This is a genomic window from Mucilaginibacter sp. P2_D11, from assembly GCF_056404435.1.
On record NZ_JBFUEA010000004.1, the window covers coordinates 281,888 to 305,402 of the forward strand.

Below are 23,515 nucleotides of genomic sequence, written 5' to 3' on the forward strand. Positions count from 1 at the left end.
GCATTTTGTATATGTTAAGATTTGTCAACTTTTTAAAAGTTGACAAATCTGCTTGATTTAAAATCCGAATTCCCAAATCCGAATTCCGAAATCAATTACGCTTGTTTTGCAAACTGTACGTTGATGATCAGTTTAATATCTGAACCCAACACAACCGAACCTGCTTCGGTTACGCCATCCCAAACCAAACCGAAATCTTTACGGTTTATTTTGCCGGTTACTTCGAAACCTGCTTTAGTGTTGCCGTAGAAATCGCCTGCTACGCCACCGTGCTCTACATCAAGGGTTACCGGTTTGGTAACGTCTTTAATGGTCAAATCGCCGGTTAATTTATAGTCGTCGCCGTCTTTGGTGAAGGCGGTTGATTTGAAGCTGATTTTTGGGTAAGTTTCTGCATCGAAGAACTCAGCAGATTTCAGATGACCGTCGCGCATTTCCTGATTGGTATCGATGCTAGCTACATCTAACGAAAAGCTGATATCAGCGCCATCAAAATCTTCGCTTTCGGTGCTCAGTTCGCCTTCGAATGTTTTGAAAGAACCGGTTACGGTTGATATTACTAAGTGTTTTACTTTAAATTGTACTTCTGAGTGCATTGGGTCTAAAACCCATTTTGTTGCTGTTGCCATGATGTTTTATGTTTTAAATTTTGTTTCTCTTTTGAATTATGATACAAATATAATAATAGATGTTTAAACATCTATTATTTATTGTCGATTTTACACTAGGTAGACAAATATAAGTTATAACACTTATTTTGGGCTTTTTGTTTAGGCAAATAAGCAACAAAAGGGGCGGTGCGCGAATATTATAGCGTGAAGTACTTGTTACGTTTTCAGTCTCCGTAGAGGGTATTTTCTCCCCATTGTCATTGCGAGGAGCGGCAGGGAACTGAGCGCAGGGGCGACGTGGCAATCTCATGGGTCAAGCACCGTTGCTTTGCGGCGTCGCTAAATGTCCTCTGAGGTTGCCGCGCTTCGCTCGCAATGACAACGTGATTAATACAGCACAGCCTACACATGTCAACGTCCGGCTGACGTAACGAAATGATTTTTAGTCGATTTTGCAGGTATATTATTATTCCTGTACCGAAACCACGTGCCAACGGGGCTGCAAGATTTAAATGTGGATGTTTCTAAGATTGCAAAGTGGTGAAGTAAGCGGGACGCTTACTATAACGCTAAGGTTCAAGCGGGACGCTTGAACCGGCGGGAAGTCTATCGAGAGGCCCTGCGGGCGACGATATGTTTGGCCCACCCCACATTCCTTGACCATTTAGGGGATTAGATTTGCGGCTGTTTTAGATTTTGTGCCGATAGAAAGTATATATTGCGTAAAATAGATAATACAATTGAGCTATACCTTCGAACGATTATTTAAAACGACTGGCAAGGTCCTTTTTGTGACAGGGTTAGTCCTGAATATTTGTATGGTTTTCTTCGGTATATGGCCCACCCCGGTGTATTTCCTGTTGATGCTTTTTGGCGCTGGTATGATTTACCTTACCAAAAAAACTAAAACGCCAGGCATTACTTACGCAGCTGTAAAAAAAACAATCACTCTTATCTTATTGTCTTGTTTGTGCATATTTTCTATCATTATTTTAGTATTCATCTTTTCTAAAAATTACTTTAAAAAACAAGATACTTTAAAGGAATGCGAAGAGATTAATATCGCATTGAAGCATTACAAAGGGAGCACCGATTTGTACCCTGCCAACTTATTCATTTTAATTCAAGGAAACCCACTACGATCAGACTGGATGCAAGATGAATGGGATAAATCGTATAAATATCAACTGATGAACGGGGGTAATTCTTATCTATTAAAATCCAGTGGAGCCGATCAGAAATTCGGAACAAAAGATGATGTTATTTTCAAAGGAAACTAAAGCAACAAAAGGGGCGGAGGGGAGATATTGAAACATGATTTTTTTGTTGAATTTAGAGTTAAACGGTCTATGTAGAGACTTTTAACTGTATTTTCTCCCTTTTGTCATTGCGAGGAGCAGCGGGGAGCTGAGCGCGGGGGCGACGTGGCAACCTCAGAGGACAAGCACCGTTGCTTTGCGGCGTCGCCAAATGTCCTCTGAGGTTGCCGCGCTTCGCTCGCAATGACAACGTGATGAAACGCCAAATCAATCAATTGGGCGTTTTCACCTCATCAACACCGTATAAGTCGTATTATCCGTATCCCGTTCCTGATTGGTGTAGAACACCGTATCGCCATTTTTAAACACGAAGTAGAGTTGTTTTTCTATCAGTTGCACGCCTGCGCATTTGTAGTTTTCTTTTAAAGCAGCGACCATAAACTGCTGGTAATAGAAATCGCTGGTTATCCAATAATAGGTGATGGTATGCTTCGGCTCAATTATTTTCCTGATTTTAAAATCGTAATCTTCTCCCTGCTTTGTTTGAAACAGCCAGTTACTTACTTTGTGCCCGGCGTTGCCCCAGCTGTAAGCCGGCTTGTAACCTTTTATGGCTAAAGAGGCGGTAACGGCGCTACTATCTGCAGCTTGGTGTGCGAGGCTTAGTTCGGTAGGGGTCAAGAGGCTTTGTGCGCTCGCGGTACCGGCAAATAGTAAGACTATGGCAATAAGTTTGATGATGTGTAGGGTTGCTTTCATATTGAGGTTTTACAGGCAGGATGCATACCCACGCTATATTCCATAAAAGCCCCCAAAATTTGATCAACAAAAAAAGGGGCCGAAGCCCCTTTCAATATCTAAACCGGAAATCAAACTAACCGCTAACCTCCGGCCGCTAATCTCTAAACTAAAGTGCCAGCACTTCTTTAACGCGCTCGGCTGCTTCTTTCAGTAATATAGCCGAGTACACTTTCAAGCCCGAGTTATCGATCAGTTCTTTCGCTTCGGCAGCGTTGGTGCCTTGCAAACGTACGATGATAGGTACCGGGATGTTGCCGATCTCTTTGTAAGCGTCTATAACACCCTGCGCAACACGATCGCAACGAACGATACCGCCGAAGATATTAATAAGAATAGCCTTCACGTTAGGATCCGACAGGATGATGTTGAAACCTGCTTTAACGGTTTGTGCGTTGGCAGTTCCGCCTACGTCCAAGAAGTTTGCAGGCTCGCCGCCGGCAATTTTGATAATGTCCATGGTAGCCATGGCCAAACCCGCGCCGTTAACCATACAGCCAACGTTACCGTCGAGCTTTACGTAGTTAAGGTTGCTTTTGCTTGCTTCAACTTCGGTTGGGTCCTCCTCGTCGGTATCGCGCATTGCTGCGTAATCCGGGTGGCGGTAAAGGGCATTATCGTCTAAGTTTACCTTAGCATCAACCGCCAATATTTTGTTATCAGATGTCTTTAAAACAGGGTTTATTTCGAACTGCGAAGAATCGGTAGCATCGTAAGCTTTGTATAAAGCAGTGATGAATTTTACCATATCCTTAAACGCATCGCCGCTAAGGCCAAGGTTAAAAGCAATCTTGCGCGCCTGGAAGCCCTGCAGGCCAACTTTTGGGTCTATTTCTTCTTTGTGGATAAGCTCAGGGGTGCTGTGTGCTACTTCTTCAATGTCCATACCGCCTTCGGTAGAGTACATGATGATGTTGCGGCCTGCGGCACGATCAAGCAATACGCTTACGTAAAACTCTTTTACTTCGCTTTCGCCGGGGTAGTAAACATCCTGGGCAACCAATATTTTCTTCACTAATTTGCCTTCGGGGCCGGTTTGCGGGGTAACCAACTGCATGCCGATAATCTTGCCTGCAATTTCTTTTACCTGCTCAGCATTTTTGGCCAGCTTTACGCCGCCGCCTTTGCCACGGCCACCTGCGTGTATCTGCGCTTTGATAACCGTCCAGTCCGACCCGTAGTCTTCCTTCATTTTTTGTGCAGCTGCCACCGCCTCTTCGGGGGTATCGGCAACAATGCCTTCCTGTACTCTAACGCCAAAGCTTTTTAATATCGCTTTGCCCTGATATTCGTGGATATTCATGTGTTTTGAAAGATTTGCGGTAAAACTACTATTTTCTTTTTAGAGATTGGAGGTTAGCGGTTATAGATTTGTTGGCAGGGTGTTAATTTATTGCCATGAATGTTCGAAAGCTTTCTTTTTTGTTCCCCTCTCGAGAGGGGGCGCGTTGGATTGTGTAGTGGCAGGGGTGTGTTCGCCACTATGCTGTAGTACAATACATAGCGCATAAACACACCCCTCCACCCCTCTCAAGAGGGGAATCGCACCTCCCCCGGTCTTTTCAATAGGGTCGAACAATCTCCCTCCTCCGCCCTATTTTATCACCTTTTCCCTGGCTACAATCTCTTTCAGCAGCAGGGGGAAGGCACCTGCGGGCATACCGCCATGGTCGTAGCCCTGCAGTTGGAACAGCCGGGTGCTTTTATGGCCGGCAAGTTTCATCATGCGCAGCATGTAGGCGTTTTCTTCGTAACGGCCAAGCAGCTCCATTTCGGCATCGCCGGTGATGAGTAGCATGGGCGGGGCATCGGCACGTACCCAGTAAAGCGGGGCAAATTCGTCGATAGTTGGCTGGGTATCTTTAATGCCGTGTTCCTGCCTGATGGTGTAATGCGTAATGCACTGCCCGCTGAAGGGAATCAGTTCGGCCACGCTATTGGCATCGATGCCGTATTTGGCCAGATAGGCTTTATTCAGGGTAATCATCATGGCCAGGTAGCCGCCTGCCGAGTGGCCGGTTAAGTAGATATGTTTAGCGCTTCCGCCGTATTGGGCAATATTTTTGAACGCCCAGGCCACGGCAGCGGCTGCATCTTCTATATAAGCCGGCGCTTTGGCTTTGGGCGATAAACGGTAACCAACGCCAATTACTGCATACCCTTTATCCTTTAACTCCTGTGGTATTTCTTTTGCGCCGCCGGTAAGCCCGCCACCGTGGAACCATACTACCGTGGCAAAATCCTTTTTATCCTTAGGATAATATACATCCAGTACGCACTGTGAGGCTATATAAGCATCTTTCTGGCGGATAGAGTCGGCATAGTAGGGCACTGCCTTTACGGTAACGTAGCTTTGCTGTGCATTTACAACAACGGGAATGGTGAAGAGCAGCAGGATGATAAGTTTTTTCATGGTAAATTTAGATAGCCGGTTATAATTGTGAGCCTAATATACGCCCCCTTCCGGTTTTTCCAAGGCAAATCACTAATTTTACCCCATGCTTAAAGCGCAATCTATCCATAAATCGTACGGGAAGCTGCATATCTTAAAAGGGGTAGACCTTCAGGTGAACCGGGGCGAGATCGTAACCATAGTAGGCGCATCCGGTGCGGGCAAAAGTTCGCTGCTCAATATATTGGGTACGCTGGATAATGCCGATTCGGGAGAGCTGTTTATCGATAATGTGAAGGTTAGCCAGCTGGATAACAAACACCTGAGCGATTTCCGCAACCGGAAAATCGGCTTTATCTTCCAGTTTCACCACCTGCTGGTAGAGTTTAACGCCATCGAGAATGTGTGCATGCCCGCCTTTATTGCCGGCGTGCCCCGCGCCGATGCCGAGAAACGCGCTACAGAGCTGCTGGAAATGCTGGGCCTGGGCGACAGGCTTACGCACAAACCTGCCGAACTATCGGGCGGCGAGCAGCAGCGCGTTGCCGTGGCAAGGGCTTTAATAAATAAGCCTGCATTGATTTTTGCCGATGAACCATCGGGTAACCTCGACTCTAAGAACGCGCTGGAACTGCATGAACTATTTGTAAAATTGCGCAGAGATTTTAACCAAACATTCGTCATCGTAACGCATAACGAGGAGCTTGCCGGCATGGCCGACCGCACCATATTAATGAAAGATGGCAAAATTGTAGATACTTTAGCTTGAACATACTGATAACCGCCGCTACATCCGCATCGGCACATAAATTAAAGAACAAACTGAGCGCCTGGGAGATATTGCTGGGCGATTACGCCGACCTGCCCGATTTTATGGTGAAGAACATGGGCCTGCTTAGGCTGCCCAACCCGGCATCGGTAAGTTACCAGCACGAGATGCTCACCCTTTGCCTGGATAAAGGCATAGATGCGATTTATGCATTGACAGGGGAGGAGTTTAACCTACTGAAACAATCTGAACTACTATTTAACGAATATAACATAGCGCTATTTGATGGCCAGGCTTACTTATAACGACATCGACCCACGCAAAAAAGCTTTCATACTGGAGCTGGACAACGTGCTGTATCCCGAGAAGGACTACCTATACCAAATTTATTACCTGTTTGCCAATCTTTTGGAATACACCGAACTTACCGATGCCAAGCAGACAACCAATGTAATGATAGATACGTATATCCATAAAGGAGCCGATGCGGTGTTCGACGAATTGGTGGTCACTTTGGGCGTAGACGAAAAATACAGGCCCAACCTGGCCCTGCTGTTGGACACAGGCAAGGCGCCGCTGAAGTTGCTGTTGTACCAAAATATGTTAACCTTTTTGCAGGAAGCCGTTACCGATCGCAAGAAATTGTTCATCGTAACCAATGGCAGCCCGCAGCAGCAGCTCAACAAAATAAAGCACATGGAATGGCACGGGCTGGAGCCTTACCTGGTGGCTTATTTTGCGGATGAAAGCACGCCCAAACCCGAGCCGGATGTGCTGCATTTGCTGATGAAAGAGCATAATTTAGAGCGTCGCGACCTGCTGATGATAGAAAATTCAGAAACTGATGTATTATGTGCCCAGGCAACCGGTATAGACTACTTAAATGTGAGCGAGTTTTTGTAATTTCAGGGCTGTAATATATTATTGATAAATCCGTTAACGAACATATACTTATAATTAATATGCGCAAAATACTTTACCTGGCTATACTTTCTGCAGTGGTTGTTTTCTCATCATGCAAAAAGAGCAAAACGCCCACCCCGGACGATACCACTATCGGCCCGTCAAAAACAGGCACAACGCTTGACCTGATACGCGATTCTATCTTCCTGTATGCCAAAGAAGCTTATTATTGGAATGATGGCTTGCCGGATTACGCCACTTTTAAACCCCGTACCTTTACCGGTACCGACGATATCAGCGCCCTGCAGAAAGAGGTGGATGCCATATCGCAGTATAAGATAAACCCAAACACAGGCAAACCCTATGAGTATTATTCGGCTTCGCCGGGCGAGGCTAAATACTCGTTTATAGATGATGGTACCGTGTCGTCAGAACTGAACGGTATTAACGGTGATTTCGGTTTCGCGCCGATATATAACGACAACAACGATTTGCGCGTGCGCTACGTTTATCCCAATTCGCCTGCAGATCTGGCGGGTATAAAACGTGGCTACCAGATAACCAGCATAAACGGGCGCACTGCCTTAACTTATGATGGCAACGGCGGCCCGGGTACCAACCTTAACTTCGTGATCAATGCGTATGCCAATAGCAATACCATTAACATGGTGCTTAAAAAGCCCGATGCTACCAATATCACGGTTACACTTAATGTGGCCACTTATACCATAAACCCGGTAATCGTTCATAAGGTGATAGACCAGGGCGGCGGCAAAAAGGTAGGTTATATCGTGTTCAATAGCTTCACCTCGCAGGCTAATGCTAAGCCTAAAATAGACGAGGCATTTGCCGAATTTTCCGCGCAGGGTATCACCGACCTGGTGGTAGATTTACGTTACAATGGTGGTGGCTACGTATCAACTGCCGAGTATCTGAGCAATTTGATTGCCCCGGCGTCAAAAAGCGGTACGTTGATGTACAGTTCATACTTCAACAGTATCTTAACCAGCGGCAAGGCCAGTATCCTTAAAAACCAGGTACGTAAAGACCCGGATACCGGCGAGATATACAATTACTCACAGTTTGATTATTCTGTATCAGGCAACGCCGTTAATTTCACTAAAACAAACATCCCTTATTCACTGAACCTGAGCCACGTGTTTTTTATCATCACGGGTTCAACGGCATCGGCAAGCGAACTCACCATCAATAACCTGCGCCCTATAATGGATGTTAAGTTTATCGGTACCACCAGCTATGGTAAACCGGTTGGCTTTTTCGATATCGATATCAACAAGTACCAGATGTACATCCCCGAATTCGAAACCAAGAACTCGGCAAGCCAGGGCGGCTATTATGCAGGCATGACGCCGGGCACTACCGATTACCCGGGCATCAGGGACTTTGACGACGTGACCAAAGATTTTGGCGACCCAACCGAAGGCCTGTTCGCGCACGCGTTGAACTATGTTAAAACCGGCACGTTTACTGTAGCAGGGCAGGTGATACAAAGCACCAACGGTAAAACCCGTGTAATGTCTTTAGACCAAACGCACGATGCGGGCGTACAGATTGATGGTAGTAAATTCCGCGGCATGGTGTTCAACAAATCGTTGAAAAGGAAATAGTTTTAAGTATTAGTAATGATGTGAAAGCGTCCTGTGAAAACAGGGCGCTTTTTCGATTTAATCGGCTAGCTCGCGAAGGTCTACCGGTACTACGCGCGATATGCCCTGCTCAACCATCGTCACGCCGTAGATAATATCTGTGCAGGCGATGGTGCGCTTGTTGTGCGATATGATGATGAACTGCGATTCTTTTGAGAACTTGCGTATGATGTTGTTGAACTTATCGATATTGGTATCATCAAGCGGGGCGTCCACCTCATCAAAAATACAGAAGGGAGCGGGCTTCAACAGGTAAAGCGAGAAGAGGATGGCCGTAGCGGTCAACGTTTTTTCGCCGCCGGATAGTTGGTTGATGGATAAGGGGCGCTTACCCTTTGGACGCGCGACGATGTCTATCTCCGATTCCAGCGGATGGGAGGGGTCGGATAGTATCAAATCGCAACTGTCCTCCTCGTTGAAGAGGGAACGAAACACTTTGATGAAATTCTCGCGCACCATCGTAAATGCCGACATGAATTTCTCTTTCGCGGTATCGTCTATCTCCTGTATGGTAGCCAGCAATGATGCCTTTGCCTCTGCAAGGTCTTTCTTCTGGGCCTGTATAAAAGCGTGGCGTTCGCTCATTTCGTTGTAGGCTTCTACCGCCATCGGGTTAATGGCACCAAAGTCGTCCATTTGGCGTTTTAGCTTATCGGTACGCTCGCGTATGTCGGCCTCGTCTTCTGTTTGGTTTTCGTCAGTCTCGGGCAGGTCGGCAATATCCACGTTAAACTCAACCGAAAGGCGTTCCTTCAAGGCATTCAGTTCCAGTTTTAGGTTATTGCGGGCATCTTTCAGCTCGTTCTCTATCAGTTCGGCCTGGTCTTTATTGCGGCGAAGCTGAAGTATTTCGTTCTCGCTTTCGGTGATGCTGCCGCGCCATGCGTAGTATTCGCGTTCGGCCTCCTGGGTGGCTTTTTCCAGGTTTTCCTTTTGTTCGTACATGCTCAAAAGGTCGTCGTCGCTTTCGCCGGTTTGCTGCAGGTTCTCTTTTATCAAGACCTTCACCTTTTCCATTTCAGCACTGTTGTGCATAATACGGCCGTCGAGGTTGTCCAATTGCGATTCGCGGTACTCCAGGTCCTTCATCAGGCCCGATACCTTGTTCTGCTGCTGGTGGAAACGGATGTTCTCCTGGTTGTAAGCGTTTGATTGTACCGACACCATCTCGTTCAGCTCGTTAAATTCCTGCTGCTTATCCAGCATCAGGTCGGCCTGTGTTTGCTTTTGGGTGCGGTATTCTACCAGTGCAGGCTGCAGGGTAATGATATCGTTTTTGATACCGGCAATGCGGTTGGCAATATCCTGCTTGCGGTTAAGGCTGTTCTCTATGAAGGCCTGGTACTGCTCCTGCTTGGTTTTAACGGTGACCAGTTCGGTATTAAGCTTGTTCAGGTCGACTTGTTTTTGCCTTATCTCGTTCGCTTTGGTTGATGCTTTCAGCGCAACCAGGCTGCTTTGTAGCTGCTGGCTCTGGCTCTTAAGCGTACCGATGCGCGTTTCGGCCTGTTTTATTTCCTTCAGCAGGTTCTCCAGGTTTTTGGCGCGGCCAATACGTTTGCCCTCAAACAAGCCCACCGAACCACCGGCCATAGTGTGGCGCGATTTATTGAACTTACCGCTTTTGCCTATCAGCACCACGCCATCGGGTAGGGGGAGGCTGTTGATGTCCTGCTCGGTATGGTCGTTTACCAGGTACACGTTCTTAAGCAGATGGGTGCATAGCGGCGCGTACCGCGGTTCTACTTCTATTACGGACAGGGCAGGGATGGATACACCCTCAAGATTGACATTGCTCTCCGCAGCTTCGTTTTTGTAATTATCAAGTATAAAAAACTGCGCCCGGCCTTTTGACGAATTGCTAAGCAGGTTGATGGCGGCTATAGCTTCATCATAACTGTTTACCACGTAATGGTTCATCAGCGGCTCCAGGTAGTTCTCTATCGCTATGCGGAATTCCTCCTTACAAAACAGGATATCACTGAACAGGGTGATGTTTTTGGCCCAGTTGGTATTTTTCTTCAGGAAACGGATAGACTCGGGGAATCCCTCCAGGTTATCAACCATACTTTTGGTAAGGTTGTATTCGTTTTGTTTGGCATCCAGCTTGCGGCTGTCGGCGGCTATACTGTCGGTAACGGTTTTCAGCTCAGCGTCGGTAGCTACTATTTGCTCCTGTAGCTTGTTTTCGGCATCAACGGCCAAATCGTATTCGTTCTTCAGCGTTTCGCTGCGGCTATCCAGCTCGGCAACCACGTGGTTAAAGTGCGATAGCTCCACCTCTTTATTGCTGGCATCTTCCATATTGCGCAGGCTTTCCTGTTCCAGGGCCTGCTGCTGTATGTTGAGGATATCGATATCTTTTTCGGTTTTGTACACCTGGTTTTGCAGGCGGTTGTTAACCGAGTTGAGCTCGTTCAATTCTGCCCGCGCCTCGGTTTGCGATAAGCGGAGGTCATCCACGGCGGCCTTCAGTTCGGCCACCCGTGCGGTTATGCTTTGCAGGTTTTCTTCCTCCTGCATTTTTTCCTCGTTGAGGCGTTTGATATTGTATTGAACGTGCTTGTGCTGGTTGGTATCGCGTTCCAGCTCCTCTTTCAGACGGGCTTCTTTATCCTGCTGGTGTTTAAGCTGCTCGTTCTTGATGCGTTTCTCGCTCTCGTAAGCGCGTATTTTAGATACGAACTCGTTGGTGGTTTTTTGCTGCGCGGCCAGGTTTTTCTCGCGGGTAATGCTATCCAGTTTCTGCTGTTGCAGGGCCGCTTCCAGGGTATCTATTTGGGTCGCGAAGCCCGATTTTTCTACCCTTTGCTTTTGTTCTTTTTCCTCTATCTCTGCCAGTGTTTTGCTGAACCCCGCAATGCGGAAGGAGGCGAGCGAAATGCTGAGCACCTTATACTGATCGCGCAGGCGGTAGTAGCGTTCGGTTTTCTTGGCCTGGTTCTCTAAGGTTTTGAGGTTTTTCTCAATCTCGAAGAGCAGGTCCTCCACGCGTTCCAGGTCGGCTTCGGTATCTTTTAGCTTATTGAAGGTTTGCTTTTTGCGGAGTTTGTATTTGGATATGCCCGATGCCTCCTCGAACAAGTTACGGCGCGAACCCTCCTTGTTGTTGATGATCTCGTCGATCATCTTAAGCTCGATGATGGCGTACGAATCGGCACCTACGCCGGTATCCAGGAACATATCGGTAATATCTTTCAGCCGGCATTGCACATCGTTGAGGCGGTACTCGCTTTCGCCGCTGCGGTACAGGCGGCGGGTAAGCGTAACCTGCGAAAAATCGGTAGGGAGGATGTTTTTGGTATTGTCGAAAGTGAGCGATACCTCGGCTAAATTGGCGGCCTTGCGGCTTTTGGTGCCGTTGAAAATAATGTTATCCATCTTCTCCGATCGCAGCGCGCGGGTGCTCTGTTCGCCCAAAACCCAGCGTATAGAATCAACCACGTTGCTTTTGCCGCAGCCATTGGGCCCCACAATAGCGGTAACACCCTCATTAAAGTTGATGGTTATTTTATCGCCAAAGCTTTTGAAACCCTTGATTTCTAATTTAGTAAGCTGCATTAAACAATATAGTACGTGCCGAAAAATTAAGGCTTTAAGGTACGGAAATTATCGCGGTATTTTGTATGTTTAAGCTATGTTTTCCTCATATAACCGCGATGCCCGCCCGCCGTATTTATTGGGCCTTTTAGGATTTGTACCCCTAGTAGGTGCTTTTGTGGGCGTAGCCTTAATATTATACGGCTTAATAAAGTATCACGACCGTAAACTTGTTTTGATAGGGGTTGCCTGCGTGCTGTTTACTGTTTTTGCTTATGCCTCTTTAGGTATATTTTCCCGCAGTGAGGATTTTCAAAAAAGGTTTGCGTCCATATCAAAAGACCAGCTAAACGGCCTGGTGAAAAACGTTGAATTTTATAAGGTACAGCACGGGCAATATCCCGATAGTTTAGAAGAACTTACTAAAGAAGACAAGATGATCTTCATTTACGACCCGGTACAGAAAATCCACAGCAAACAGCCAAACTTCAGGTATAAAAAAAGCGGCGATAGTTATTACCTGTTCTCTGCCGGCGTTGATGGGGTAGACAATACCAGCGATGATATTTACCCCGTACCGCCCGTAATGAAAACCGGAAAAACCGGGTTGTTGATACCCGGTAAGTAGAATAGATTTACTAACTTTTGATTGTTCAGGGCTTCTTAAGGTATTTGATAAGACGCAGTTCCAGGCTGCCCATGCCGCTTGCTTGTTTTTCGTACCCCGTCCATTTCTCAGTAATTACGCCGCCCGGCGAAATGATAAAAAAGGTAGGATATACCGGCACGCCGTATTTTAGCAATATTTTGCTGTGATCGCCCTGGCCGTCGGTAAGGCTTATCCAGGTTGCTTTGTCGTTTTTAATGCCCTGCAACCATTCGGCTTTTTTATCGGGCGAGAAGGATATTACATGTAGGCTACCCTTGTATTTTTGGGTGAGCATACGTAATTCATCCGCCGCAGCAATACATGGGCCGCAATGTACGGAGGAGAAATCGAGCAGGATGTATTTATCCGTATAATTAGAAAGCAAGTGATTTTTGCCGCCGGCATCATAGGCCTCAAAATCATAAATTTTATCGTTAACCTTTAGCGTATCGCCCGTAGTTAAATACGTTTGGATGCGCTTCCCGTAGATGCTCTGTTGTATATGCCCCGAAAGGCCGCTGTACACCCGCTGAATGCTGTCCCGGCCCATTTGGGGTAAGTAGTTGTGGAATTCCTTTACGGCATAATAGGTGTTGCTGTTTTGATTAATTAGTTTCTTGTTGATGGTTTGGTATTCATCGCCCGTTTTATTGTAATTTATGGCCGCTTGTCGTGCTGCTATGCTGTCGTTCCGCACTTTTAAATAAACCTGCATCAGGGAGTCCGACTTCTTATTTATCGCTTTCATCAACTGCTGATAAGCATTAAACTTGCGTTGTTCGGCAGGCCCGTCTATTTTGATATTGTATGGAAAATCCTTTTTGCTGCCTGTAATGGAAACATCGCCGCCACCAGCAAACACCTCGCAGGCATACTCGTTTTTTCCTTCGTGAATAATGACAGAAAGGTACATCGGGCCGTCCTTTAAATTGCCTTTTAAATGGAATATGCCTTGCCTTAGCACGGTGCTGTTTATGCGGTCGTCGGTTTCTCCATTTACCAAATAAACTTTGCTGTTATTTTTAAAACCTCCTATTTTGCCGGATATGCTGTACCGCTGTGCAAAAAGTGCTGCGGGGCTTGCCAGCAGCAACAATAAAATAAGGCACCATTTGTTAAACATAAATCTCACCCTTTAAATAGGTAACTGCTTTGCCGGCCATCAGCACCCTGTCGCCCTTCAACTCACACCAAAGTTCGCCTTTGCGGGCAGATATCTGGTAGGCATGGAGCTTGGCTTTGCCCAATCTATCGGCCCAATAAGGGATGAGGTTGCAGTGTGCCGAACCTGTAACCGGATCCTCAGGTACGCCCGCACCCGGCGCAAAAAACCTCGACACGAAATCTACCTCTTTGCCCGGCGCGGTTACGATAACACCAAGTGTATTTATTTTGGTTAGTGCGGAATGGTCTGGTACAATGCAGGCTACGTCTTCCTCGCTTTCGTACACCAGCATATAATCGCGCGAGCGCAAAACTTTTAAGGGCTTTTTTCCGCCTAATGAAGCAATCAGGCCCTCAGGAGCATCCGCTGCGAATGCCGGCCGCGAGGGAAAATCCAAACAATATTTGTCGCCTTCGCGCTTTACCGACAGCGTGCCCGCTTTAACGGTATCGAAACGGATGGTATCGCCATCATAGCCCAGTTCCGTAAAAATGATGTGCGCCGTGGCCAGGGTGGCGTGGCCGCAAAGGTCAATCTCCAGCTCGGGCGTAAACCAGCGCAACAGGTAGCCGGTATCGTTCTTTACAAAAAAGGCGGTTTCGGCGAGGTTGTTCTCCAAGGCTATCTTTTGCATCACAGCATCGGGCAGCCATTCGGTTAGCGGACAAACAGCAGCCGGATTGCCGCCGAAAAGCTTATCGGTAAAGGCATCGGCCTGGTAAATTGGAATGGTCATGATGGGTAGAATTTAGTCTATTCAATATAGATTCTTTATAAGAGAATTGCAAATCAAGAAACCTAGTGAAAATAGGTTTGCGATGGAGGGTTATTGTTCATAAATTTACAGCTAATATGCTGATTAAAATATAATTATGACTAACAAATTGGAGTTGCCTGCTGCTACGTTATTGGAAAAATTTGGCAAAGGGAGTCATGTGCCCGGCAGTGGTAGCGCCGCCGCTTTCCAAGGCATGTTATCTGCTCAATTAATTTTAACTGTAATATCCCTTACTATCGATAAAAAGAGAGGCAAATTGTACCAATCGATAATTCCTGAAATCAGCAAAATATCATCAGAAATCAAAAATAGAATTTATCCGAGACTTCAATTTTTATTCCATCAGGATTCTGAACAATTTAATATTGCAATTGAATTGCGTGACGCTCGTGACAAAGAAGATAATTTCTTACGTGGCAAGATTTTAAGTCAACAGGCAAAAGATGCGCTCAAGCCCGCTACCGAAACATTGGTAGAGATTGCAGAATTGTGTACGGAACTCGCAGATTATGCCATATTCATTTTCAACAATGCTTTCAAAACGGCCAGAGGTGATTCAGGTGTAGCACTTCACACTGCTGTTTCCACTATTGCGGGGTGTTTGTCTATTATCAATTTAAATCTACTTTCCATAAATGATTCAACTTGGATAGAAAGTATCAATTTGACTTCTCGCAGTTTAAAAAAAGGACATGAAAGATTGCTTTCGTCGGCTCAAGAGTGCCAGGAATTACTTGAAAACGAAGTTAATGAACACCAATTGCTTCTTCGAGAAATTAGGAGTTTAGAAACCATTAAGCAGGGCAATACCAAATTATCTGACTCAAACATTGAAGATGTCGCCAAGAAACTTCAAAATATTATGTGGCGTTATCGAAATACAATTTGGAAAAGGAGAAGCTTTGAAAGCCCGAGAGAGATTTTACAGCCCCAAGTTGCTTTTGAAAAACTATTAAATTATACGGTCTTCAAACGAGAAAGACTTAATCCTTACAAAATGTTTGGAGAAACTGTTGAAATCGCTGGGATTATAGACAGCAGTAAAGAAGCTGTAGTCGTGTCGACAATATTTCCAGTTCAGACTCAAAATTTTACTTTGGCACATGAACTCGGTCACGCACTTTTACATAAGCAGACTGTATTGCATCGCGATAGGGCAACTGATGGCTCAAGTGCCCTTATGACAAGAGATAGAACCGAAATTCAAGCCGATAAATTTGCTACTTATTTTTTAATGCCCGAAAAACAGGTTAGAGCAACGTTTCACGAACTATTTTTTACGGAGACGTTTTCACCTAATGATGAGACGGTTTTTGCATTAACTGGAGGACGCCTTGATTCATTTTTGCTCAGATGTAGAAATCTTAGAGAGTTGGCAAGGATTATTGCTTCAGCAGATTCATTTTACGGAACCTCGTTTAGGTCTATTGCAAATTTATTTAACGTTTCCGAGGGGGCGATGGCTATTCGCTTGGAAGAACTTGGGTTAGTGGAATTTCGTTCACCTGTTTCTGTTTATAATTAGTTTCGATTTATTGATATACCGAATTTCTGGTCACTTCCCGCTCAAATACCCGTACGTAACCAATTCATCATTATCCGCGATGTGTTTCGTCACCCCATCGGCTAATAAAATCACTTTATCACTTACTTCCAGTATGTTGTAGTATTGGTGATCTGTGATCACGATGCCTTTGCGTTTGGCGCAGGCGCGTATTACGGGCTTGAACTCTTCGGCCTGGATAGGGGAGATGTGGGTGAAGGGCTCATCCAATAATATAAAATCGGCGCGACTGTGGATAATCATCATGGTTTCCAGTTGGCGCAGCTCGCCGCCCGAAAGCTCGTGTATCTCTTTATCTGCATTGCGTTGGTATATGGGCAAGGTAGCAAACTCGGGCCACGATATAGGGTCTACCAGTACCCGGGCCAGCTTCTCTATCCTGATGCCGCCCGGCAGGTAGTTATGCTGCGGTAGGTAGGCAATGCGGTTGTGATGATAGCCTTTATGGATAAATTGCTCATCTATGCTCACATATCGGTAATTGGCCTGCAGCGTACCGAAAATAATCTTGAGCAACGACGATTTGCCGCAGCCATTACGGCCCAGCAAACCAATCACTTCGCCCTGGGTACAATTGAGATATACGCTCTGCAATATCTTGCGCCCGTCGAATTCCAGCTGCACGCTATCCACTTTTAACGTCTTGTTCATTTGATTAATAACAGGCAAATGGTTAGCAAAATGAAGTATATGGCCAGATCGATAGCGTAGGTATAGGCATACATGCGGCGCACGCTATAGCCCGCGTTGCGGTAAAACATGTACACGTTTTTGGCGGTATAGCTTTGCAGGAAGGTAGTTGATACATACCCCATCAACTTAAAAAACAGCACGAAGCCCGCCACTTTGCGGCCATAATAGCAAACCAGCCCCAGGCAGGTAAGGGTGAACACGCTGTTCCAGAAAAGTATGGGTTTGTAAAAGTACCAGAGCAGCTTGCGTATATCGGGCATCGGGAGTATTTGTGAGTCCTTTAGGCAGACAAGGCGTAAACGCTGCCTGTGCAACGATATTGTATCCTGACGCGGCTATTGGGCATAAAAAAACCTCCGCTGTTTTGGCGGAGGTTTTTTCGTATAACGTAAAAGTATTACCCCAGGTACGATTTTAGGATTTTGCTGCGCGACGTGTGACGCAAACGCTGCAAGGCTTTGTCTTTTATCTGGCGCACGCGCTCGCGGGTTAAATTGAACTTCTCGCCAATTTCTTCCAACGACAGCGGGTGATTGCTACCCAGGCCGAAGAACAGCACAATGATTTCGCGCTCACGCTCGGTCAGGGTTGATAACGAGCGTTTTATCTCTTCGGATAAGGATTCGTTTATCAGTATCGAATCGGTATTGGGTTCCTGGTTTTCCAGTACATCCAGCAAAGTATTTTCCTCGCCTTGTACGAAGGGGGCATCCATACTTACATGGCGGCCGCTGTTACTCAGCGTATCAGATATTTTATCAACGGTGGTTTCCAGTATGTCGGCCAGTTCTTCGGGCGATGGTTCGCGTTCGAATTCCTGCTCCAGCTTGCTGAAAGCCTTACTTATTTTACTTAAACTGCCTACCTGGTTCAATGGTAAGCGCACTATACGGCTTTGCTCGGCAATGGCCTGCAAAATAGACTGGCGGATCCACCAAACAGCGTACGAAATAAATTTGAAACCCTTTGTCTCATCGAAACGCTTGGCAGCCTTTATCAAACCCAGGTTGCCTTCGTTTATCAAGTCGCCCAGGGTAAGGCCCTGGTTTTGGTATTGCTTGGCAACCGAAACCACGAAACGCAGGTTGGTTTTGGTTAAACGCTCCAATGCAGCCTGGTCGCCTTCGCGTATTTTTTGGGCTAAGATTACTTCTTCTTCGGCAGTGATCAAATCAACTTTACCAATTTCGTGCAGGTATTTGTCGAGGGACTGCGACTCACGATTGGTAATGGATTGCGTTATTTTGAGTTGTCTCATCTATTTAGGTAAACCTCAATTCTGTTATTTAGGATTGAACGTGCAAATGTATATTTTTGTTTCTTAAAGTTAAAAAACCGCATTGCTAAAATGCAATAATTATTCATATATTAAAAGCAATCTCAAAGTTTATCCAGGCTAAACATTTCCTTAACCTTGATGCCTTTTTCGGTTTGTTGCAGCGTGCAGCACTCGTTTATCGGGTCGTGCTCCAGGTACAGGATGTACTCCTGTTCGATGGCCTCGTTCCAAAATACCTTACGCTCGGCTAGGGTCTTCATCGGGAACATATCGTAGGCCATTACATAAGGCAAAGGGATATGCCCCACGGATGGCAACAGATCGGCCATGTACAATAGCTTTTTGCCTTTATAATCAATCAGTGGCAGCATCATGGCATCGGTATGCCCATAGGCCAGCCGTATGCTGATATCATCGGTAAATTTTGCGCCATCCACAGCATCGATGAATTTTAGCTGACCACTTTGCTGTATGGGCAGGATATTCTCGGTAAGGAACGATGCTTTCTCGCGCTCGTTGGGGTTCACCGCCCAATCCCAGTGCTGCGGGTTGCTCCAGTAGGTAGCATTTTTGAAGGCTGGTTTCAAAAGCTCTCCATCGCGAAGCACGGCACCCCCCACATGATCGAAATGCAGGTGAGTGAGGAACACATCCGTAATATCATCCCGGTGGAAGCCTTTCGCCGCCAGTGAGCTATCCATGGTGGCATCGCCATGCAGGTAGTAATGGCTAAAGAATTTCTCGCTCTGCTTATCGCCTATGCCGGTATCTATCAGGATCAGCCGGTTGCCATCTTCTATCAGCAGGCAGCGCATGGCCCAGGTACAAAGGTTGTTGGCATCGGCCGGGTTGGTTTTTTGCCATATGGATTTGGGTACCACGCCGAACATGGCACCGCCGTCTAATTTAAAAAAGCCTGTATCTATGGTGTGGAGGGTCATAATTGAATACGAATTTGAAAAATATTATTGACAAAAACCGGCTAAAATAAAGGGAACTTTTTTCCTGATATGCAAATGTTCCTATCTTTACCTTATAACATTGTTAGTAAGGGCAAATGCAATACAAACCGCCGGGGACAGAAACATTAAAGGCGCTGGAAACAGCGCCAAATATGTATTTAGTATTGTCGCCAGATCTTTATATCCTTACGGCTAGCGACGAGTACCTGGAGGCCACGCAAAGCAAACGTGAAGTTATTGTTGGCAAGCATATTTTTGAAGCTTTTCCGGATAACCCATCCTTGCCCGATGCTGACGGCGTGGAAAATATAAACGCTTCTTTGCAGGAAGTGCTGAAAACAAAAAAGCCGCATTATATGCGTATCCAGCGCTATGATGTACCCGATATTGAAAACCCCGGCCAGTTTATTCAGCGGTATTGGGACCCCAGCCACACGCCGGTTTTTACGCCGGATGGCGAAATCCACTACATTATACAGCTGGCAACAAACGTTACCGAGCGTGTGCTTGCCAACCAGGCCCTTGCCAAACAAATGATTGCAAACAAACAACTAGAGGTTAGTGAGCAGCATTTCAGGCATTTAGCAGATATTGTACCCGCTAAAATAAGCAATGCCCTGCCCAGTGGGGAAGTAACTTTTTTTAATCAAAAATGGCTGGATTATTCGGGCATGACTTTTGAAGACCTGCGCGATTTTGGGTACCACCAGATGATGCACCCCGATGAAATTGCCACGTTCCAAACCCAGCTTACCGAAGCTGCGATGACGGGCGTACCATTGGAAAGCGAGATGCGATTTAAAGATATCAACGGCAATTACCGCTGGCACCTCAATATTGCTTCGCCCATACTTAATGCCGATGGCGAAATTACCATGTGGGTAGGTTCTACCACCGATATTCAACGTATTAAAGAGGAAGACCAGCGGAAGAACGACTTTATAGGCATGGTAAGCCATGAACTTAAAACGCCTATAACTTCCCTTAATGCCTATTTGCAAATGCTGCAGGCAAAAGCAAAAAAAGCCGACGATACTTTTACTCTAGGCGCGCTGGACCAATCGGTAAAGCAGGTTAAGCGGATGACCACGATGATCAATGGCTTCCTTAATGTATCGAGGCTCGAATCCGGAAAAATCAACATCGATAAGCAACGGTTTGACATGGCCGAACTGGTTAAAGAAGCAGAGGCAGAGACCATCCCGATGTATTCATCGCACAAAATTATTTTTGCACCGGTTGCAGAAACCTTTGTTAACGCCGACCGGGACAAGATAGGCCAGGTTATCAGTAACTTAATTAGTAATGCCATTAAATATTCTAAGCCGGATAGCGTGGTGTATGTAGCGTGCGTAACAATAAATGGCCGTGCGGTTGTCAGCGTAACAGACGAAGGCATCGGCATAAAAAAAGAAGAGATTCCCCGGCTTTTTGAACTGTATTACCGCGTGGAGGCCAATAATCATATAGCAGGTTTTGGGATTGGCCTTTACCTTAGCGCCGAAATCATTGAAAGGCATAACGGACAGATTTGGGCAGAAAGCGAACCCGGCAATGGGTCGACTTTTTTATTTAGCCTTCCGGTGGTGATTTGAAAATACACCTGCTCTTAATACTTCTTCATGATCTTTACCAACATTTTAGCTATTGCGGCGTGCCCTTTGTCTGAGGGGTGGAGGCCATCGTAAGTCATGTTCATAGCTTCTACAGGATAAGGGTACTCGTCTGTTGCCGGGTCGTAGGGGATGCCGATGTAGTCCGGGTAGGTGTAGTTTTTGTATTGGTGGGTTTGCGGGTTGCGCAGGCGGCGGAAGTTTACTGCATTTTTCAAATTGATGCCGCTCTTGTAATAGAGGTCGGCCAGTTCGAAGCATTCAGCTTTTGCGATGGCTTTGGTAGCATCGGCATATTGCGACAGGAATACGCCGTCCTTAGCTTTGTATTGGCCCTGTATAAATACCTTGGGGTTGTTAAGGTCTACATAGTCGGTACGTTGCAGCGGCGTCATCAAAATAATCTTCGCATCGGGGTTTAAGCTGCGTATTTTGTTGATGATGGTGCGGTAACAGCCATATACCGTTTGGTTGCCTGTATTGCTCTGGTAATCGCTCAAGGTACCAATAGGCAGCCCAATCCACCAATCGTTAGTACCCAGAAATATCGAGTATATATCAGCCTTCTCGATGCCGATCTTCTCGATGTTCTCGGCCATGCTTTTTGCCGTCCAGCCCGGGTAGCCGTGGTTATTGAAATGCACGTATGGCAGCGCCGTAACCACATCATCCATATAGCCTTTGCTGATGCGGTGCTGCGAGGCCTCGGGCCGGCCGTTGGAGTAGGTAATGGAATCGCCAATGGCTTCCCACTTCAATTCTTTATGGGGACTGAAAGCGGAAAGCATCACCAACAAAAGCAAAAGCGAAAACGATTTTTTCATGCCGGTAATTTGGTCAATAATAAAGGATTTCCAAAGGGTTTTGTGATGAACCCTAATTTATCATTATTCGATGATTACGTTATTGCCCAATAAATCGCGCAGCGTTTTTACCGATTGGTCGAAGATGTTGCCGCAGGTATCTAGCAGTATCAGGTAAAATATCTTTCCTTTTACGCGCGCGAATTTCAGGGGCGCTTTGTAGTAGTTTACCTGCCCGCTGTTGTCGTCGCTTTTGGGTGTTTCGGTCGGGGTTTCCAGCAGCATGCCCGGGAATTCGGGGGCATCGCGCTCTATTGCCAGTTCGTAAAAATGCCCGCCGCCTATGTCGCGGTAGCTGGCCGGGTCGTTTATTTCGTAAGCCAGCATACTGGTGAAGCCGCCTGCCGTAAAGGTTACAGGCTTGCGGTTGGTGTATTTAGAAGTAAGTTTATCCAGGTAAGCCTGTAAAGTTTCGCCGGGCTGGGCCTGTTTCATCATAAACAGCATTGTGTAGCCAATTTTTCGTCCTTCAGCATCGGTAGCCCGCGCCGGCTGTAAAACGAGGTAACATTGATGGTCCTTATATTCGCCGGCCGTGAGTCCCCAGGTGCTATCTAAGCCTACTTTGATGCCCATCAGCCAGTTATCGAACACCACTTTGCCGTCTTGACGGTAGGAGGTCCATATATCGGTGTTTTGCAGGGTGGTGTCCGGCGGGGCTATCTTATACCGGTTGGCAGCTACCTGGAGCAATTGCTCCTCCAGGTGCTGCATGCCACTGTCTATTTTGGTGGCCCTGCTTGCAGCATAGCGGGCAGTGCTTATCATGCTGGCGTTGGCGCAGGCTACCGAGTAATCTGCCCAAAACTCCGGGCTTTTGGCATCAGCGGGCATTAGTTTGAGGGCGATGGCATAAGCGCCAAATGCATCCATTTGCCTGGCCGATAGGGAATAGTGGTTGCCCAGGAACCAATAAGCCCGGTAATCGTTAGCGGACAAGGATTGCGCTTTTTGGTAATTGTCAACAGCTTTTGGGTAATACGTTTCCACTTCCATATTGTACAGGTAATGGGCTATATCGCCAAGCAGCAGGTACGTCTCTTCGTTTTTCGCGGTGTTTTTTTCCAGTGCCTGGTAAAGGGACACCAGCGTATTCACGGTTTTTTCCTTAGGTATGTCGTACTGCCAATCGTGTACCCAATGGTTGTAAAGCCGGTAGTTGGTCTTTAGGAAGGTAATTTGAGGCTCCAGTTTGCCGGCATCCGGAATTTTGGACAAATCGATAGCATTGACGTTGGCAGTGGCATTTGTTGCGACTGCTATAGCCGACAAAACCGCCAGCGCAATTTTCAAACGTTTAAAAAAATGGGGTGTCATAAGGTTTAAGTAAGTTTATAATCTGTATCCCAAGCCAAATATAAGGTTCTTTTCCTGGTGGTTTTTTGGGTTGTCCTTATTTCTATCAATATTTTAAATTAACTACCCTGGAGTTTGCCCCCCCCTGACATACGGTTGTCATTACCGCCGTTAATTTTACGCGGGAAACTAATGCGAAACCCAAATGGGTTTACGTTGTTAATTAAAGCAACCCATAAAACATAAAACCATGAGCGACATAAAATTAACAACCAGCATAAGCTTCAACGCACCGAAGGATAGGGTTTGGGAAGGACTTACCGACCCGGATGTGGTGAAGCAGTATTTCTTTGGCACTATGCAGGAATCGGCATGGATGGAAGGCAGCCCCATTACTTGGAGCGGCGAATGGGAGGGTAAAACCTACCAGGATAAAGGCACCATACAGGAGATAACGCCCGGCGAATACCTGCGCTACACCTATTGGAGCAGCATGGGCGGCACAGAGGACAAACCCGAAAACTACCAGGTGGTGAGCTACAAGCTGGATGAGCAAGACGGCGTAACCACACTGACCATTACACAGGAAAACATCAAAGACGAAGCCGCCAAAGAGCACTCCGAGGGTAACTGGCAGGCCATTTTCGGCGGGTTGAAGAAGCTGCTGGAAGAAGAGTAGGCAGGCTGGGCACTGGTTGCCAAAGCCGTTAAATA

General features: G+C 46.5%; 22 protein-coding genes. 9 read left to right on the top strand and 13 right to left on the bottom strand.

Annotation, left to right across the window (positions count from 1 at the left end; all coding sequences use genetic code 11):
* Positions 1 to 95 precede the first annotated feature (95 nt).
* Complete coding sequence (locus AC1DXC_RS07920; RefSeq protein ID WP_477458606.1) at positions 96 to 629, bottom strand: YceI family protein; 534 nt, start codon at positions 627 to 629, stop codon at positions 96 to 98.
* A gap of 722 nt (positions 630 to 1,351) precedes the next feature.
* Between AC1DXC_RS07920 and AC1DXC_RS07925 the strand changes: the two genes are divergently transcribed.
* Entirely contained in the window at positions 1,352 to 1,891 is a 540-nt protein-coding gene (locus AC1DXC_RS07925) for a hypothetical protein (RefSeq protein ID WP_477458607.1), read from the top strand.
* A 264-nt stretch (positions 1,892 to 2,155) separates the two neighbouring features.
* Here the strand turns inward: AC1DXC_RS07925 and AC1DXC_RS07930 are convergent, their stop codons facing one another.
* From AC1DXC_RS07930 to AC1DXC_RS07940, 3 genes are all read right to left on the bottom strand, one after another.
* Positions 2,156 to 2,629 carry a hypothetical protein gene (locus tag AC1DXC_RS07930; protein WP_477458608.1) on the bottom strand — a complete coding sequence of 158 codons (474 nt, stop codon included), beginning with the start codon at positions 2,627 to 2,629 and terminating at the stop codon, positions 2,156 to 2,158.
* A gap of 148 nt (positions 2,630 to 2,777) precedes the next feature.
* Positions 2,778 to 3,971, bottom strand: a complete 1,194-nt coding sequence (gene sucC, locus AC1DXC_RS07935) for an ADP-forming succinate--CoA ligase subunit beta (protein WP_477458609.1) — start codon at positions 3,969 to 3,971, stop codon at positions 2,778 to 2,780.
* Between the two features lie 291 nt (positions 3,972 to 4,262).
* Positions 4,263 to 5,081 (bottom strand): alpha/beta hydrolase, encoded by an 819-nt coding sequence (locus tag AC1DXC_RS07940; RefSeq protein ID WP_477458610.1) that lies wholly within the window; start codon positions 5,079 to 5,081, stop codon positions 4,263 to 4,265.
* Positions 5,082 to 5,166: 85 nt separating this feature from the next.
* On the opposite strand from AC1DXC_RS07940, the gene AC1DXC_RS07945 reads away from it, so the two are divergent.
* Genes AC1DXC_RS07945 through AC1DXC_RS07960 form a run of 4 tightly spaced genes read left to right on the top strand, consistent with a single transcriptional unit; the run spans position 5,167 to position 8,360 of the window.
* Positions 5,167 to 5,829, top strand: a complete 663-nt coding sequence (locus AC1DXC_RS07945; protein ID WP_477458611.1) for an ABC transporter ATP-binding protein — start codon at positions 5,167 to 5,169, stop codon at positions 5,827 to 5,829.
* Positions 5,826 to 6,134, top strand: a complete 309-nt coding sequence (locus tag AC1DXC_RS07950) for a hypothetical protein (RefSeq protein ID WP_477458612.1) — start codon at positions 5,826 to 5,828, stop codon at positions 6,132 to 6,134. The genes AC1DXC_RS07945 and AC1DXC_RS07950 overlap by 4 nt, the downstream gene beginning before the upstream one ends.
* Entirely contained in the window at positions 6,115 to 6,732 is a 618-nt protein-coding gene (locus AC1DXC_RS07955) for an HAD hydrolase-like protein (protein ID WP_477458613.1), read from the top strand. Before AC1DXC_RS07950 ends, AC1DXC_RS07955 begins: the two co-directional genes overlap by 20 nt.
* Positions 6,733 to 6,791: 59 nt before the next feature.
* Positions 6,792 to 8,360 carry a S41 family peptidase gene (locus AC1DXC_RS07960; protein ID WP_477458614.1) on the top strand — a complete coding sequence of 523 codons (1,569 nt, stop codon included), beginning with the start codon at positions 6,792 to 6,794 and terminating at the stop codon, positions 8,358 to 8,360.
* A 57-nt stretch (positions 8,361 to 8,417) separates the two neighbouring features.
* Here the strand turns inward: AC1DXC_RS07960 and smc are convergent, their stop codons facing one another.
* On the bottom strand, positions 8,418 to 11,960 hold the full coding sequence (gene smc, locus AC1DXC_RS07965; protein WP_477458615.1) for a chromosome segregation protein SMC: 3,543 nt from the start codon (positions 11,958 to 11,960) through the stop codon (positions 8,418 to 8,420).
* Between the two features lie 76 nt (positions 11,961 to 12,036).
* On the opposite strand from smc, the gene AC1DXC_RS07970 reads away from it, so the two are divergent.
* Positions 12,037 to 12,567: a hypothetical protein gene (locus AC1DXC_RS07970; protein ID WP_477458616.1), complete on the top strand. Its 531-nt coding sequence runs from the start codon at positions 12,037 to 12,039 to the stop codon at positions 12,565 to 12,567.
* Positions 12,568 to 12,592: 25 nt separating this feature from the next.
* Here the strand turns inward: AC1DXC_RS07970 and AC1DXC_RS07975 are convergent, their stop codons facing one another.
* Together AC1DXC_RS07975 and AC1DXC_RS07980 are read right to left on the bottom strand one after the other, a co-directional pair.
* Positions 12,593 to 13,711 (bottom strand): redoxin domain-containing protein, encoded by a 1,119-nt coding sequence (locus AC1DXC_RS07975; RefSeq protein ID WP_477458617.1) that lies wholly within the window; start codon positions 13,709 to 13,711, stop codon positions 12,593 to 12,595.
* Positions 13,704 to 14,489, bottom strand: coding sequence for a PhzF family phenazine biosynthesis protein (locus AC1DXC_RS07980; RefSeq protein WP_477458618.1), 786 nt, complete (start codon positions 14,487 to 14,489; stop codon positions 13,704 to 13,706). Before AC1DXC_RS07980 ends, AC1DXC_RS07975 begins: the two co-directional genes overlap by 8 nt.
* Before the next feature lie 136 nt (positions 14,490 to 14,625).
* Here AC1DXC_RS07980 and AC1DXC_RS07985 point away from each other — a divergent pair, with 136 nt between their 5' ends.
* Positions 14,626 to 16,056 (top strand): cyclodeaminase/cyclohydrolase family protein, encoded by a 1,431-nt coding sequence (locus AC1DXC_RS07985; protein ID WP_477458619.1) that lies wholly within the window; start codon positions 14,626 to 14,628, stop codon positions 16,054 to 16,056.
* Between the two features lie 30 nt (positions 16,057 to 16,086).
* Here the strand turns inward: AC1DXC_RS07985 and AC1DXC_RS07990 are convergent, their stop codons facing one another.
* From AC1DXC_RS07990 to AC1DXC_RS08005, 4 genes are all read right to left on the bottom strand, one after another.
* Positions 16,087 to 16,746: an ATP-binding cassette domain-containing protein gene (locus AC1DXC_RS07990; protein WP_477458620.1), complete on the bottom strand. Its 660-nt coding sequence runs from the start codon at positions 16,744 to 16,746 to the stop codon at positions 16,087 to 16,089.
* Positions 16,743 to 17,048 carry a hypothetical protein gene (locus AC1DXC_RS07995; protein WP_477458621.1) on the bottom strand — a complete coding sequence of 102 codons (306 nt, stop codon included), beginning with the start codon at positions 17,046 to 17,048 and terminating at the stop codon, positions 16,743 to 16,745. The genes AC1DXC_RS07990 and AC1DXC_RS07995 overlap by 4 nt, the downstream gene beginning before the upstream one ends.
* A 137-nt stretch (positions 17,049 to 17,185) precedes the next feature.
* The gene (locus AC1DXC_RS08000) at positions 17,186 to 18,046 is read right to left on the bottom strand and encodes a sigma-70 family RNA polymerase sigma factor (protein WP_067053926.1); all 861 of its coding nucleotides are present in this window, start codon (positions 18,044 to 18,046) and stop codon (positions 17,186 to 17,188) included.
* Positions 18,047 to 18,168: 122 nt separating this feature from the next.
* Positions 18,169 to 19,008 (bottom strand): MBL fold metallo-hydrolase, encoded by an 840-nt coding sequence (locus tag AC1DXC_RS08005; RefSeq protein WP_477458622.1) that lies wholly within the window; start codon positions 19,006 to 19,008, stop codon positions 18,169 to 18,171.
* A 116-nt stretch (positions 19,009 to 19,124) separates the two neighbouring features.
* Here AC1DXC_RS08005 and AC1DXC_RS08010 point away from each other — a divergent pair, with 116 nt between their 5' ends.
* Complete coding sequence (locus tag AC1DXC_RS08010; RefSeq protein ID WP_477458623.1) at positions 19,125 to 20,624, top strand: ATP-binding protein; 1,500 nt, start codon at positions 19,125 to 19,127, stop codon at positions 20,622 to 20,624.
* A gap of 14 nt (positions 20,625 to 20,638) precedes the next feature.
* Here AC1DXC_RS08010 and AC1DXC_RS08015 read toward each other — a convergent pair whose 3' ends face one another.
* Positions 20,639 to 21,466, bottom strand: coding sequence for an SGNH/GDSL hydrolase family protein (locus tag AC1DXC_RS08015; RefSeq protein ID WP_477458624.1), 828 nt, complete (start codon positions 21,464 to 21,466; stop codon positions 20,639 to 20,641).
* Positions 21,467 to 21,529: 63 nt separating this feature from the next.
* Positions 21,530 to 22,822, bottom strand: coding sequence for a tetratricopeptide repeat protein (locus AC1DXC_RS08020; protein WP_477458625.1), 1,293 nt, complete (start codon positions 22,820 to 22,822; stop codon positions 21,530 to 21,532).
* Positions 22,823 to 23,051: 229 nt separating this feature from the next.
* On the opposite strand from AC1DXC_RS08020, the gene AC1DXC_RS08025 reads away from it, so the two are divergent.
* Positions 23,052 to 23,480, top strand: a complete 429-nt coding sequence (locus tag AC1DXC_RS08025) for an SRPBCC family protein (protein ID WP_477458626.1) — start codon at positions 23,052 to 23,054, stop codon at positions 23,478 to 23,480.
* Positions 23,481 to 23,515: the final 35 nt, after the last annotated feature.